The sequence below is a fragment of the uncultured Methanobrevibacter sp. genome (assembly GCF_900314695.1).
Lineage (GTDB): Archaea > Methanobacteriota > Methanobacteria > Methanobacteriales > Methanobacteriaceae > Methanocatella.
The window spans coordinates 18355-33849 of sequence record NZ_OMWD01000027.1 but is presented as its reverse complement, the minus strand read 5'-3'; the positions used below and the strand labels follow the sequence as shown (position 1 = coordinate 33849).

The following is a 15495-nucleotide window of genomic DNA, read 5'->3' as shown; positions in this document are numbered from 1 at the left end:
TTTATACTTTATTTTTTTTAATTTTTAATCATATTTTAAGAAGGGATTTTCTTGGATAATATTAGAAATGGTCGTTTTAAGACTGGTATGACTGATGAAGCAGCTGAATATACTTCATCATTTGATGCAGATAAAGTTCTTTTTGAAGCAGATATTAAAACTAATTTTGCCCATACTTCAATGTTAAAGCATGAGGGCATTGTTGATAAAGAAATTGCTGATAAAATTTTATGCGCTCTTGATAATCTTAAAGAAGAAGGTTTCGATGCATTGGTATTCGATGCTTCTGTTGAAGATGTGCACATGGCTATTGAAAACTATGTTACTTCTAAAATTGGTCCTGAAGCAGGTTATATGCATACTGCCAAATCACGTAATGACCAAGTCGCATGTGATGTAAGATTAGTTTTAAGGGAAATGATTGAAGAAATTCAAATTGGTATTCTGGAATTTATTGAAGGTCTTGTTGAAATGGCTGGAGAACATCTTGAAGATATTTTCATAGGTTTCACTCATTTGCAACATGCTCAACCAATTACCATAGCCCATCATTTGATGGCTCATGTTCAAGCACTCAAAAGGGATTATGAACGTTTAGCAGATACATATAAACGTGTTAATTTAAATCCATTGGGGTCAGCGGCTATGGCTACAACTAGTTTTCCAATTAATAGGCAATTAACCACTGATTTGCTTGGTTTTGATGCTTATTTGGAGAATTCTATGGATGGTGTTTCTGCAAGAGATTTTATTAGTGAAACTGTTTTTGATTTAGTTTCTCTATCTTCAACTTTGGCTAAAATCTGTGAGGAATTAGTTTTGTGGAGCACTTATGAATTTGGTGTTATTGAGATGGCTGATGAATATTCATCAACTTCTTCTATTATGCCTCAAAAGAAAAATCCTGATGTGGCGGAACTTGCAAGGGGTAAAACCAGTATCGCTACAGGTGAATTGATTACTATTTTAACTATTCTAAAAGCTATTCCATATACTTACAATAGGGATTTGCAGGAAATTACTCCTCACTTGTGGAATGCGGTTAAAGTAACTAAAGAAACTTTATCTATTGTTACAAAAATGATGTTGTCTGTTGAATTTAAAGTGGATAGGTGTGCTGAATTGGCTGGTAAAAACTTTGCAACTGCAACAGATTTGGCGGACATCATGGTTCGTGAAAAACATATTCCATTCAGAACAGCCCATAAAATAGTTGGAAGAATTGTTAATGAAGCTACTGCTAATGAAATGGCTGAAGAGGATATTACATCTAAATTCATTGATGATATAGCTTTGGATTTAGGATTTGATAAATTGGAGTTATCTGATGAGTTAATTCAAAGGGCATTAAACCCTGCTGAAAATGTTAAAATCAGAGCTATTCCTGGTGGTCCTGCTCCTGAGATGGTTGAATTGGCCAGAGATAATATTAAAGATTTTTTAAATATTGAATTTGAAAAACATGGGATTTAAAAATTAATCTCAATTTTTACTTTTTTTTAATATTTTTATATCACTTAAAACAATATATAATAATCGTATATTGTATTGGTGATAATATGAAAAAGTTTATAATTTTGGTACTTATGTCAATATTTTTGATAGGTGCTGTAGGTTTTATTTCAGCAGCAGATGATTTTGATGATGTTGTTGATTCATCTGACGATAATGTTAAGGGCTATGTTGATGATAGTCCTGTTTCTGATGATAATGCTGGAAGTTCAAATGAAAAAGTTAAATTGACAGTTACAATGAATTGGAAAGATAATGGTGGTTCTAATCGTCCTACTTCTGTTACTGTTTATGTAAAAAATGGTAACAATACTGTTGAAACTGTAGTTTTATCAAAGGATAATGGTTGGTCTAAAACTATTGATGTCGATAAGTATGATGGTAGTGGAAATCAGATATCATATTCTGTTTCTGCAGATAAAATCGGAAGTTACAAGGAACCTGTTGTAAAAAGCAATGGTAATGAATTCACAATTACCAATGAATTAAGTGGAGTTCTTTCATCATCCAACACTGATGTCGTAAAAGAAAATAATTCTAACAACAGTGTTAACAATGGTACAGATAACAGTACTGATGATAATGGCACTGCTGATGAGAATAAGACTTCTGAGGACAATAAAACAGACAATGGTAAAAAAACAGATAAAACAACAAATAATAATTTAACAAACATTACAATAAATAAAAATACAAATGTTAATAATACAACTGTAAATCAGGTCATACTCAAAAAATCTCCTAATGAAACTCATAAAAACGATACCAAAAAACAAGATCAAAAGAAACCGTTACAAAACACAGGTAATCCTCTTTTGATTTTGGTAGTTGCTATAGTTATTGTTGGTGTGGCTTATTATTTCTACAGTAAAAGATAATTATTAATTATCTTTTTATTATTTTTTTTAGGTGTTTAATATGATGCATAAAATATGTCCGAGATGCGGTTCTAAAAATGTAAAATGGATTATTCCTCAAAATTGGTCTCAATGGGTTTGCTATGACTGTGACTATACTGGACCTATTATAGAAGGTAATGATGATTTGGCGGAAGAAATTCATGAAAATTATTTGGAATCAATTAATGAAGATGGTTCTGAATAGTTGTTAAAGTAATAAAATGACAAGAATAGAAGCTGAGCTTTACTTATTGAATTCATTGAGGAACATTTAAATAAGTATTCTATTCCTGTTAAATTATTACTCTACCAATATAAAAGATTATATTGGCAATTAATAATTTGTTTTTTAATATATATAAAGTTTAGGTATACCTAAATATTATTTGTAAAAACTCCATATCAAATCAAGTGCTTCACCGGGTTCAAGTGCTCCCGAACGTGTTTCCCTAAGTATTCTTTGTATTGAAAATTTTTTCATATATGGGAATTTTTTATGCACTTCATAAAGAAGCGGACATCCAAACCCTTTGAATGTCTTTAAATCATAGTTTTTGATTAAAGATTTTATCTCTTGTTTGCCAACACTTAAACTTGCCGGTAGGTTCAAGCGATATAATGAATCTTCTTGTAAATTTATGCATTGGCTACCAGTTGCAAGCATATCACCAAAGATAATTATTGGAATTTTATTGTCTTTTGCATATTTTTTGGCTATCTCACCAGTATTTTTGGAACATCTTCCGCAAGGGTGAAGCTTTCCTGTAAAAGATTCCTTGATGACTTGAGAATAGTCTGCATTGATATATTCATGTTTGATGTTTAATGATTCAGTTAAAAGTTTGATGTTGTTCTTAAATTGTTTTGGAAGTATTATTGTTCCTGGGTCAACAGTAATGGCAATTGGATTAAATCCTAATTTTTTAGCCAATATCAATGAAAAACTGCTGTCCACACCACCAGATAATGCTACAACTGCTTCAACATTTTCAGATTCCTCAAATTGATTTTCATTAAAATAAGTATCAAAATTAAAGCTATAAATGTTTTCAAGTTTATTTTCTATGGTTTTTTCCAGATTTTCAAGACCAACCAAATCTAAATCTAAGTTATTAACAGTTTTTTTGGATAATTTTAATTTATATTCCTTGTTTAAAAAATCACCGTATGATTCAACATGTATGCTTTCAAGACCTAATTTTTTTCTGAGTTTTCCAACAACCCAACCTCCTTTTCCAATAATGGCTGACTTGTCTGGTCTGTCTTCAGTAATAATCCATAATTCATTGGTATTTTCATTAAAATAAATTTTTTCAATGAAAATATTGACATTATCATGGCCAATTTCATCTCTAATTTTATTTATCTCATTTAGAAGGAATTCTTTTTCATACATCATATCTTATTATGAATTAATTACTTTAAATATTAACTGTAATAATTCCATTACCTTTTTTAATTTTTAAATTCATAATATTAATAAGTGGAGATAGTATTATGAAATATCGTGATTTGGGGGATACTGGTATTAAAGTATCTGAAATTGCTTTTGGTGCTGAATTTTTAGTTGAAAGACCTTATGAAGATACTGAAGATTTAATTAAAGCTTGTGAAGCTAATGGGATTAACTTTGTCGATTGTTGGATGAGTGAACCTGATGTGCGTTCACATCTAGGAAAAGCCATTAAAGGCCATCGTGAAAATTGGATTATACAGGGTCATATTGGATCAACCTGGCAAAATAATCAGTATGTCAGGACTCGTGAAATGGATAAGGTTATTCCTGCATTTGAAGATTTTATGGAACGATTCCAGATTGACACTCTTGATTTCGGTATGATTCATTATGTTGACCAATTAGATGACTATAATGAAATCATGAATGGTCCATTTATAGAATATGTTCGTAAACTAAAGGAAGATGGAACAATTGAACATATCGGTTTAAGCACCCATAATCCTGATATTGGACTGTTGGCAGCTCAAAACCCTGAGATTGAATTGTTGATGTTTTCAATCAATCCTGCTTATGACATGTTTGGTTCAATGGGGGATATTGAGGAGTACAGAAAAGAAGATGCATATGATGGGCAGATGTTTGGTTTAAATCCTCAAAGAGCTGAATTATATGAAACCTGTGCAAATAATGGGACCGCATTAACCGTAATGAAAGGATTTGCTGGGGGTAATTTACTTGATAGCGAAACATCTCCTTTTGGAGTTGCATTAACACCAGTTCAATGTATTCATTATTGTCTGGAACAAAAAGGCGTTTCAAGTATTTTTGTAGGTGTAAAAACAGTTGATGAACTTGAAGAATCTTTAAAATATTGTGATGCAACAGAATCTGAAAAAGAATATGTTGAAACATTAAAGAATGCTCCAAAACATTCATTTGAAGGACAATGCACTTACTGTGGGCATTGTGCACCATGCGCATCTGAAATTGATATTTCAATGGTAAACAAGTTATTTGATCTTGCAAAAAATCGGGATGAGGTGCCGGCCAGTGTAATGGAACATTACAATAACCTAAAATATAATGCAACAGACTGTATTGCATGCGGGGACTGTGAACCAAGATGTCCTTTTAATGTTCACATTGTGGATGTAATGCTTGATGCACAAGACTTATTTGGATTTTAAAACATATTGTTAATTAGTGATAAAATGGCGTATGAAATAAAAAACAAAAAGAACATATCAACAATTGGTGTACATGCAGGCCAGGAAGAAGTTGACGAAACTGGATCTAGAGTAACACCGATTTATCAAACTACTTCTTATGTATTTGACTCTCCTGAGCAAGCTGCAAACAGATTTGCACTTGCAGAAGGAGGAAACATTTATACAAGACTTACAAATCCTACAACTGAAGCATTCGAAAAAAGAATGGCTGCAATAGAGGGAGGAACTGCAGCTTATGCAACAGCTTCTGGAATGTCTGCAATTTTTTATGCTATCATCAACTTGACAGCTGTTGGAGACAATATTGTATCTGCAGATAACTTATATGGTGGAACATACGAATTGTTTGAAAATACATTGGAGGAATTGGGTCGCAGCGTAACATTTGTGGATTCACAGTCTCCTGATGAGTTTGAAGCTGCAATTAATGATAAGACCAAAGCTATTTATGTGGAATCAATTGGAAATCCTAAATTGGATATTCCTGACTTTGATAAGTTAGCAGAAATTGCACATTCACATGATATTCCGTTAATAGCAGATAATACTGTTGGTATTGGTTCTGTAAGACCATTTGACCATGGTGCAGATATCATTGCATCTTCAGCAACAAAATACATTGGAGGGCATGGTACCACTCTTGGAGGAATTGTCATAGAAAAAGGTGATTTTGACTGGATGAATGGGAAATTCCCAACACTTTCCGAGCCTGATGCTACATATAATGGATTAATTTTTGGTGAAACTTTTAAAGGTTCTGCTTTTACAACAAGAATTAGGGCAGTTGTTGGAAGGGATACTGGTGCGGTTCCATCTCCATTCGGATCATTTTTATTATTGCAGGGGCTTGAAACATTAGGACTTAGAATTGAAAGGCATGCCTCAAATGCAATGGCTGTTGCTCGTCACTTGGAAGCACATCCTAAAGTTGCTTGGGTAACATATTCCGGCTTAGAATCCTCTCCAAACCATGAAGTCGCAAAAAAATATGCTGAAAAGGGTTATGGTGGAATAGTTTCATTCGGTCTTAAAGCTGGTTATGATGGGGCTTTAAAATTTATAGAAAATGTGGAATTGATTTCCTTTTTAGCAAATATTGGTGATGCTAAATCATTAGTAACTCACCCTGCGTCAACTACACATTCACAGTTATCCGAAGAACAACAATTATCAACTGGAGTCACTCCAGATTTAATCAGGTTTTCTGTTGGTATTGAGGATATTGAAGATATTTTAGCTGATGTTGACCAAGCTTTAGATAAGATTTAACTTCTTTTTTTTCATATAAAGGAATTCCTTTATATGACTTAAATATTTTTTACAATAAAACTTTTTAATGCAATATGATTCAATTTGTTTAATTGTAGAATTATTGCATTTTTTGAATACTTTTAAGAGTTTAAGTTGGAATTTTGTTATTTTAGCAAGTAATCTAATCCTATGGCTTTTAATTTCATTATTTTTCATTTAACTCTTATAAAAGTATTCTTAGTATTATTAGATTCTTAGATTTATTTTTCAGATTGTCATTCCTTAAAAAATGTAATGCTCATTTTTTTTACATTTGATTAAAGTAGTTACTTTATATGACTTATATATTAAAATTAATAAAGAAATATGTATATAAAGTAATAATATCTCATGTTTTGAAGTGTTTAATATTTTTATAATCTTTTTTGACATGTAAAGGCTTATGGAAGTAATTTTTTATCATTTAAATAGTTATTTGGAGAAAAAAATAGTACATTCGCAAGTTTTTTACTTTATTAATTTTCATGATTAAATATGTTAAATGTGATGTGGAGTTAAAAAATATGGTGGATATAAACTACGAATTCCAAACTGAAATTTTAAATGATAATGACTGCAAAATCTTATCCTCTAAATTAGCCGCAATAAATAATGATGTACGATTTTCAATCTTGAAAATTTTAAGGGATTATCAAAAAGTTACTTCAAATCAATTCAAAACGCCTTTATATTCGCGTGAAATAAATATTTTGCTGACTGGTTTTAATATTAACATTACTCCTCAAATGTTAGGTCAACATTTAAAAATTCTTGTCGAAGCTGGGATTTTAAGTGAAGTGATTGTTAAAAAGGAGATTCCTAATAAAGTAGGAAAACGTAATGTCAAGGCTTATGTTTTAAAGGAAGATGCTTTTGAGGATATTTTTTTAGATATAAACTTTTTCGCCGATGAACTTCTTGCATTTTTTGATTTATATGATATCAATAAGAGATTCAATAATCGCAAATGTTGTACTTTAACAGTATTCAATGGTAAGGATAAAGGAAAAACATTCAAAATCAATAGAAATGAATGTGCATTTATCGGAAGAAAAGGAGAAAAAGATTTAAGTCACATTGCATCTCGTAAAATTATTTTGGATAATAGTTATGTCACTGTTTCAAATGTATCAAAGCCTCATTTAAAAGTATTTTATGAAGACGGTGAATGGTATATTTTAGATGACTCCAGTTCTAATGGAACATATCTTGGAGATACTTTAGTTCTTCCAGGTGTTAAAACCCCATTAAGGAATAATTCATTTCTTAAATTGTCTAATGGTAGGGGAGGAATTGTATTTTACTGTTCATTTTAACAATTAATTCTTTTTGTGGTTTTTATGGATTCGGGTGATGTGGAAAATATTATTGATGAATTTTTTCAGGGAAAATATAAAGTTGAAAAATTCTTGCTTTCCAGTTCTTTTTCAGAAATATGTCTTATAAAACATGTTTTTTTAGATGATCTGCAAGTCATTAAAATAATTAAAAAACCTTTAACATCCAGTTCAGATTTAAATTTAATATTGTATGAAGCTAGGATGGCCTGTCAGTTAAAACATGAGAATATCATTGATATTTACGATGCGGGAATCATTCCTTCATATGGTGATGATAACTCCGTTGATTTAGTTTATTTTATTATGGAATATGTTCCTGGTGGCGACTTAAAGAAGTATATGCTTTCTTTTATTAATTCAAATATTCTGATTCCTGTATCCTGGGCATTGTTTTTAGTGCAGCATATATCATTTGGCTTATCATATCTTCATTTATCTGATATGCCTATTGTGCATGGTGACATTAAGCCCAGTAATATTCTGTTAAGTTTCAATTCTCAGGAACGTATTGTAATAAAGCTATCCGATTTTGGATTTTCAAGAAAAATTTCTTCCGCTCCATACGGTCCAGTTATAGGTGGTACGAAACAGTTCATGGCACGTGAATGCTTTAATAATGAATTTTATCCTGCAACTGATGTCTATGCATTAGGAGTAATCTTTTATATTTTATTGACCAATCACTTTCCTTATGATGTCGATAGGTATACGTTAGTTGAAATCATTGAAGGAAAACCATGGAGAAATACATTAATTCCTCCAAGTGACTATAATGAGGATGTTTCTTCAGATTTGGATAATATTGTGATGAAATGTTTGGCAGTTAATCATCAGGATAGATATTTGAATGCTAACGAACTTTTAAATGCTATAGAAATATATATGGATGAAAACTTCCAATATGATAAGGAGACTTTTATTTATAATAACACTATTAAAAAGGCATTCAGATTGGCATTATATGAAGATAAGTTTGATGAAGCTATAGAGATTCTTAAAGATTCAAACATGGTCAATGTGCTTGAAGAGGTACTGCTTGTTGGTGACAATCAAGATTATGCATCACAGACTATAAAAATAGAAAATCTCTCCCAAATTATTAAATTCAATACTAAATCCGATTGAAATTAAAAAAGAAGAATGATTTTATTTTTTAAATTTAACAATTAGTCAGATTTTTAATTTTCATTTTTTTTTAAATAAAATATATATTATTATTTGGAAATTAATGCGGTTAAATGTTTTTCTTCGTAATTTTACAATTTTTTCAATAATTTTGAGTTCTTTAATACTAAATGTTAATAATAAGTAACAATATAAATTATGTTAGGTGTATTTAAGTGAATCTTCATGGTCTAACAATTTTTGATATTGTAATTGAAATTATTATTTTTCTTGTTTTAACTTTAATTGCAAAATTTTTGTTTAATAAAATGAAAAACAGTTCCAATAGATATTTAAACCCTAAGGAATTTTTGCCTGAAGATGAAGTGCATACATTAAGACAGGTTTTTTATCTTGTGTTAATGTCATGTTTTTTTATCACAATCTTTTATTCTTTAACATTTACTGAAAGCGATGTATTTTATTTCGCAATTTTTGATATTTTCATTTCATTAGTTGCAGTCATGCTATTGGATGAATCTAAATTTCAAAATAAGATTTTATGGCTGCTGATTGTTCCTTATGGTTCACTTTCTTATGTATTGTTTGGATCTACAATCATGGGATGGTTGGATTTAATTCACATTCCAGCTTTAATATATCTGGTTAAACTGGCTTATGACAAGTTTATTGAGTATACACGTTCTAATAGTTTGGGTATTACTATACTTTTGTTATTTTCCATAATTTTTATTAGTTTTTTAATAACTCAAATTGTCGAGAATAAAAATCCATTAGATTCACTTGTTATGGTTTCCAATGCATTCACCAGTAACGGTTATGCTGTGTTGGGTTCATCCATTGCTGGGAAAATCAATAGTATTTTCCTGGTTTGGGGAGGTTATATAATTTCAGGTGCAGGTACTGCTACTTTGACTGCAGCTATTCTGTTAAGGCATTTTAATGCAGGAATTAAGAGATTAGAAAAAATAATTGAGGATGGGGGTAAAGATTAATGAATGAAAGTGAATTTTTTGTATTATTTACTTTGGCCCAGATTGTATTAGCACTCATTATTTTCACTGTTATATTTCGCGTTGGAAAATTTACAGTGAACTATTTAATGCATAATACTACTTTAAAAAATTCTGCATTATTCAATATTCGAGAATACTTCCCTGAAGAAGAAATACCTGCATTAAGACAAATTTATTACCTGTCCATGATATTGATTTTCACTGTTACTATGTTGTATATTCTATTTTCATGGGGTCCTGAAATAGTTAACATTGCATATATAGATATTATACTTTCATGTTTCTTGGCGACCAAAATCAAGCCGGATTCTTTAAAACATAAATTAATGCTATTATTATTAGTTCCATTCGGTTCTATAAACTTTTTGATTTTTGGCGTGACTTTTGTTAATTTGGTGGATATTATACATGCTCCGTTGTATCTCTACTTCGTTAAAATGTATTATCATAAATTTGTAGAATTCACTGAAACTAATAGTTTGGGAATTACAATAATATTGTTGTATTCAATAATCTTTATCAGTTTCATAGTTACTATGATTGTTGAAAATGTTTCTCCTTTAAATTCACTTGTCATGGTTTCCAATGCATTCACCAGTAATGGTTATTCCATTTTGGGATCTTCAGGATGGGGAAAAATTAATTCATTGGTTTTAGTTTGGAGTGGTTTTCTTTTATCTGGTGTAGGTACTGCAACATTGACGGTTGCTATTGTGATGAAACATGTTGATAAAGAATTTGATAGGCTGGAAAAATTAGTTAAAAAGAATAAGTAAATTTAAATTATTACTTTTTTTGCAAATTCTTGAGCATTTTTTAAATCTGTTTCATCAGGATGGCCTCTGTGAACAAATTTGAATGCTCCTCTACAGTGAAATTCATTTTCACTCATTTTTAATCCTTTTGCTTCAACTTGTTTTTTTACTTGCTTGTATGTTGACTCGATTAAAGCCGCTGATGAGAAGTTAACAACTTCACCAACATTCACGTTAATGCTTTCGATGAATTCTTTTACTCTTTTGTCAATTCCGGCAGCATAAACTGCACTTCCTAAAAATAGTAAATCGACATCTTCTGTTAATGGTTCGTCGATAGTTTTTGCTTCAACGTTAATTGCACTTCCAATTGCTTCAGCTAGTTTTTTTGTATTTCCAGTTTTTGTGTAATATCTGATAGCTATTTTCATTTAAATTCACCTTTAAAGTTATTATAACTTTTTTAAATATATACTTTGTTAATTTTTTGATAATAATTTTGTAGGTTACATGGTGGTTAAATTTTCATGAATTAATTGACTATTGTTGACAAAATCATTTAAAATAAATAATATGAATAACTAATTATTAATTAGGTGTTATTATGAAAAAGGAATCTGATGACTGGGATGATATTAAGGTTAACAGAAGGAGTACAGATAAAGTTTACTTTGAATCCCCTGTGATTCAATCAATTTCCGATAGTATTGATTTTTTAAGGGATGAGACAAAGGAGATTTTAAAGGAATTAGATTCTACTGAATTTAAACAGCAAATTGATGAGTTTGATTTGGAAGATTTTGGTGAAGAGGCAATTGATCAAATTTCAGAAATCAAAGATGAAATTTCTCAATTCAGAGCTGAAATCATTGATTCGGATGATGTTCCTGAATTTATTAAGGAATCCTCCCTGGATGCAAAAAGAGCATTAAACAGGGATGCAGATTATGTTAGAAGAGCTAAAAGAAAATTATACATGCTGGATGATGGTAGATTAACTGATGAGTTACGTACTAATGTAAGGGTTATTGAACTTTGTGACAAGGCTATTGAGGTCAATTTCAATAATTGGCAGGCTTATCATGTAAAGGCACAAGCATTGATGAATTTGGAAAAATATGATGATGCAACTGAAGAATTAATCAAATCTCTTGCATTAAATGAAGAAAATTTGGATGCTTGGTTTGATGTTGCCAATTCATATAGATTAAACGGAGAATATAATGAGTCTTTAGATGTGTATAATACTATTTTAAAACGTGATGAAAAATCATTCAAAGCATTTAAAGGAAAAGCATTATGTTATGTTGGACTTGAAGATTATCAAAATGCAGATAATTTTTTCAAGAAGGCAAATTCCATCAAATCTTTAGATGATGACTCTCAAGAAATTTGGGATGAAATTAAGAAAAACAATTAAACTGTTTTTTTAGCCTATAATGAAATCTTCATTATAGGTACTCTTTTTGTTTAAGATTTACATTTATTTTTTACATTTTGAATATTATTAAATTATATTAAATCACAACTAAATATTTTTTATAAATTTTTTTATTAAACTGTAAATTTTGAATAAAATTCATAAAATTTAAAAATGTTTGTTTATATAAATAATATTACAAAAAAATTTAGGTGAAAAAATGGCAAAAAATGCAATAATTACTGGTGGATCTAGAGGAATAGGTAAGGCAATGGCTTTGAAATTAGGTGAACTTGGATACAATGTAGCTATTAACTACAGAAGTGACTCATCTAAACAGTTAACTGAAGATTTAATTGAAGAAATCAAATCAGAATATGGTGTGGATGCTATTGCAGTACAAGCTGACGTAAGTAAATTCGAAGACTGTGAAAAATTAGTAAAAGCAACTGTAGATGCATTTGGTGAAGAAATTGATGCTTTAGTAAACAATGCTGGTATTACAAACAATTCCAACTTCATTGACTTACAGCCGGAAGATTATGAAAGAGTAATTAACACAAACCTGGTAAGTATGATGCACATGTGTCACTTATGCTTGCCTTATATGGTTGACCGTGAAACCGCAATTGTATGTACAGCCTCTGTTGGTGGATTAACTGGTGTAATCAACCAAGCTGATTACTGTGCTGCAAAAACTGGAGTAATCGGTCTATGCAGAGCACTTGCTTTAGAATTTGCTCCAAGAAAAGTAAGAGTAAATGCTATTGCTCCTGGTATGATTATGACTGATATGTTACGTGGAGTAAACCAGGATGAATTAAATGCACTTGCAGCAACAATCCCTCTCGGACATATAGGTGAAGTGGAAGAAATTGCAGGAGCATTGGAATACATTTTAGGTGCAGGTTACTTGACCGGTCAAGTAATTTCTCCTAACGGTGGATTCGTATTACAATAAGGTTTTTTTTAACCTTACTTTTTTCTATTTTTTTTATATGATATTTTCTTTTGATTGGGCGTTTAAGGTATTGTATTAATGTCCTTTAAGCTTTAAAAGTTCTTAATGGCTTCTATGTTCGATAATTTCACAAATAGGAAATTTCCACTGTTGCAAAAGCAGAAATTGCAACCATAATGAGCATTGCCACTCCAGTATCTATTATGTACTGAAGTTTGTGTTTTGGATACCAATGTTAACAATGTCTGCAGTGTATTGTGGTAAAGTCAAATCACAATAGGGGCCTGTATAAGCAGAAATGCGAATATTGCAAGGATTTGCCCAACTTGTTTTTCATTGGGGTGATTAATTGTTTCATTAATAGATATTAGAGCTTTTGAATTAATAAATCTTTTAAAAAGGAATATAAAAATTTGTAATATTGCACAGTAATTTCCTCATTTAAGTCTGGAAAAGTTTAATATATTATGCATTATATATTATGAAATGAAGGTGAAGCTTAAAATGAACACGTATTCTTATTTTACGGATGGCGCAGCCACTATGGCTAAAGAAAATGGCAAATATTTGCGTAAAGAAGGGGGTTGGGCATTTATTTGTTTTAAAAATGGTCAAAGATTATCAAATCAAAGTGGTGGATGTAAGCTCACGACTAATAATGAAATGGAATTGTATGCAATCTATGCTGCTATGAGGGACTTTCTTCAAAGTTGTGTAAATGAGGACAATGTGGAAATATATACTGACAGTGGTTATTGCATTGGAATATTTACTCAATGGGCTAAAAATTGGGAAAAAAGAGGATGGAAGAAATCTGACAACAAACCGATTGAAAACCTTAAGTTAATCAAAGCAATTTGGAAGTTGATGGGCGATATTGAAAGTGTCAACTGTGAAATTTTGTTTGTTAAAGTTAAAGGTCATTCAAACAATGTTTTGAATAATGAAGCGGATGAATTGGCTGTCAAAGCCAAAATTGCTACTAAAAAAACAGGTAAAACAATTGGATATAATAATCAACCTGACCCTCTGCTTGGAACAAAATAATCAGATTAAAAGTTTGCAGAATTGAAATCTTTTTTCATAATATAATTGAACAATTTTTAGAATATATTTTTATATCATTGTCTATTTTTTACATAATTTTTTATATCTAAAATTTTTTAAAAAATATTTAAAAAAATGAAACATTTAAATATTACTTCGAATAATCTAAGATAAGAATTTAATTGAGGTGAAAAATTATGCGTAAAATTACTATTGCTATATTAGCTTTAATTGTAATCGGTATGTTAATTCCAGTTGGATTTTCAGCTGATTCTAATGTTGTAATAACTTATGGTGAGACAACTTATGCAAATTCAAATTATAAATCTGTTGTTGACAGCTTTTTTAAAAGCCAATCCAATTTGGATTTAAATAATGTGGGTTCAAAAATTATTACTGCAGATCAAGTAAATCAAATTTCAAGTTCAATTACTGGAAAATCATATGATTCAAGTCAAATACTTTCATCTGCATTAGTTAATCTAAACGATAATGAAAAACTTCAAGTAAGTGTTGATAAATCAAAAATCACTACAATTACTGGTGATATGTACATTTCAGCTTTAAAATCAGCAGGAATTACAAAAGGACATGTATATGTCACAAGTCCTGTTGAAGCTACTGGTGAATCTGCTCTTGCAGGTATCATGAATTCTTATGAGGAAGTGACTGATGTCAAAATTCCAGAAAAAGTAAAAGAAGCCGCAAATGATGAAATTTACACTCAAGCAAAAATTGTTAATAATTCAGATGTGAATGCTGATGATTTGTCTAAATTAGTTAGTGATGTAAAAGACCAAGTTTCAAGGGATAATGTAACTGACCATAATAGAATTGTAAATGTCATTAACAATCATGTTCAAAACAACAACATTAACATTACAAATTCAGACATTGAAAATTTAGCCAATTCTATTGAACAAGTACAAAATGTACAAGGTGATGTAAACATTTACAAAGAAAAAGTTTCAGGAATTTTTAATGAAACTGGAAATGGTGGATTTTCATTAGATGGTATTTTAAATTGGTTTAAATCTTTCATAGGACAGATTTAACCCTTTTTCTTTTTTTCTTTGATTAAAGTTTTTATTATAACTTTAAATATTTTTCTTTAACTTATTTATATTTGAATAGTCATAAAGTAGTATTAATAATTATTTGGGAGGTGAAAATAATTGAGATATTTTAATGCAAAAAATTTATTAAAAATTTCATTAATTTCAGTACTTCTTATAATGTGTATAGGATCAATATATGCTGCTGATGCTAATGTTTCTTCAATCAATATTCATGATTCAATTCAAATTTCCAGTTCAAATGATTTTGATGATGATTTGGACTTAGATGATGATTCTGATTTAGATGATGAGGATTATGATGATGATTCTGATTTAGATGATGAGGATTATGATGATGATTCTGATTTAGATGATGAGGATTAT

At 30.1% G+C, this 15495-nt stretch carries 16 protein-coding genes; 14 read left to right on the top strand and 2 right to left on the bottom strand.

The features are described from left to right. The first annotated feature begins 51 nt into the window (after positions 1-51). The 3 genes from argH (at position 52) to QZN45_RS09025 (ending at position 2616) form a co-directional block, all read left to right on the top strand. The gene (gene argH / locus QZN45_RS09035; RefSeq protein WP_296812544.1) at positions 52-1473 is read left to right on the top strand and encodes an argininosuccinate lyase; all 1422 of its coding nucleotides are present in this window, start codon (positions 52-54) and stop codon (positions 1471-1473) included. Positions 1474-1559: 86 nt separating this feature from the next. Continuing rightward, positions 1560-2390, top strand: a complete 831-nt coding sequence (locus QZN45_RS09030) for a CD1107 family mobile element protein (protein WP_296812543.1) — start codon at positions 1560-1562, stop codon at positions 2388-2390. 40 nt (positions 2391-2430) lie between these two features. Further along, a complete protein-coding gene (locus QZN45_RS09025; protein WP_292605404.1) occupies positions 2431-2616 on the top strand; it encodes a hypothetical protein in 186 nt (61 codons plus the stop codon). A 177-nt stretch (positions 2617-2793) separates the two neighbouring features. Here the strand turns inward: QZN45_RS09025 and QZN45_RS09020 are convergent, their stop codons facing one another. Next, the gene (locus QZN45_RS09020; protein ID WP_296852822.1) at positions 2794-3810 is read right to left on the bottom strand and encodes a 7-cyano-7-deazaguanine synthase; all 1017 of its coding nucleotides are present in this window, start codon (positions 3808-3810) and stop codon (positions 2794-2796) included. A 98-nt stretch (positions 3811-3908) separates the two neighbouring features. Here QZN45_RS09020 and QZN45_RS09015 point away from each other — a divergent pair, with 98 nt between their 5' ends. The 6 genes from QZN45_RS09015 (at position 3909) to QZN45_RS08990 (ending at position 10646) form a co-directional block, all read left to right on the top strand. After that, positions 3909-5057: an aldo/keto reductase gene (locus QZN45_RS09015; RefSeq protein ID WP_296812540.1), complete on the top strand. Its 1149-nt coding sequence runs from the start codon at positions 3909-3911 to the stop codon at positions 5055-5057. A gap of 24 nt (positions 5058-5081) precedes the next feature. After that, positions 5082-6368, top strand: a complete 1287-nt coding sequence (locus QZN45_RS09010) for an O-acetylhomoserine aminocarboxypropyltransferase/cysteine synthase family protein (protein ID WP_296812539.1) — start codon at positions 5082-5084, stop codon at positions 6366-6368. A 545-nt stretch (positions 6369-6913) separates the two neighbouring features. Then, positions 6914-7705, top strand: coding sequence for an FHA domain-containing protein (locus QZN45_RS09005; protein ID WP_296812537.1), 792 nt, complete (start codon positions 6914-6916; stop codon positions 7703-7705). A gap of 24 nt (positions 7706-7729) precedes the next feature. Continuing rightward, a complete protein-coding gene (locus QZN45_RS09000) occupies positions 7730-8854 on the top strand; it encodes a serine/threonine-protein kinase (RefSeq protein ID WP_296812535.1) in 1125 nt (374 codons plus the stop codon). Positions 8855-9069: 215 nt separating this feature from the next. Beyond that, complete coding sequence (locus tag QZN45_RS08995) at positions 9070-9849, top strand: hypothetical protein (RefSeq protein ID WP_296812534.1); 780 nt, start codon at positions 9070-9072, stop codon at positions 9847-9849. Then, positions 9849-10646, top strand: a complete 798-nt coding sequence (locus QZN45_RS08990; RefSeq protein WP_296812533.1) for a hypothetical protein — start codon at positions 9849-9851, stop codon at positions 10644-10646. The genes QZN45_RS08995 and QZN45_RS08990 overlap by 1 nt, the downstream gene beginning before the upstream one ends. Before the next feature lie 2 nt (positions 10647-10648). Here QZN45_RS08990 and QZN45_RS08985 read toward each other — a convergent pair whose 3' ends face one another. Further along, positions 10649-11056, bottom strand: a complete 408-nt coding sequence (locus QZN45_RS08985; RefSeq protein ID WP_296812531.1) for a flavodoxin family protein — start codon at positions 11054-11056, stop codon at positions 10649-10651. A 173-nt stretch (positions 11057-11229) separates the two neighbouring features. On the opposite strand from QZN45_RS08985, the gene QZN45_RS08980 reads away from it, so the two are divergent. From QZN45_RS08980 to QZN45_RS08960, 5 genes are all read left to right on the top strand, one after another. After that, positions 11230-12045: a tetratricopeptide repeat protein gene (locus tag QZN45_RS08980; RefSeq protein WP_292605421.1), complete on the top strand. Its 816-nt coding sequence runs from the start codon at positions 11230-11232 to the stop codon at positions 12043-12045. Between the two features lie 220 nt (positions 12046-12265). Beyond that, entirely contained in the window at positions 12266-13006 is a 741-nt protein-coding gene (locus QZN45_RS08975) for a 3-oxoacyl-ACP reductase family protein (protein WP_292605423.1), read from the top strand. 504 nt (positions 13007-13510) lie between these two features. Continuing rightward, positions 13511-14053 carry a ribonuclease H gene (locus QZN45_RS08970; RefSeq protein ID WP_296812530.1) on the top strand — a complete coding sequence of 181 codons (543 nt, stop codon included), beginning with the start codon at positions 13511-13513 and terminating at the stop codon, positions 14051-14053. Positions 14054-14250: 197 nt separating this feature from the next. Beyond that, positions 14251-15108, top strand: coding sequence for a DUF1002 domain-containing protein (locus tag QZN45_RS08965; RefSeq protein WP_296801281.1), 858 nt, complete (start codon positions 14251-14253; stop codon positions 15106-15108). Positions 15109-15228: 120 nt separating this feature from the next. Beyond that, positions 15229-15495 (top strand): hypothetical protein (locus QZN45_RS08960; protein ID WP_296812529.1); only part of this gene is annotated, 267 nt, incomplete at its 3' end.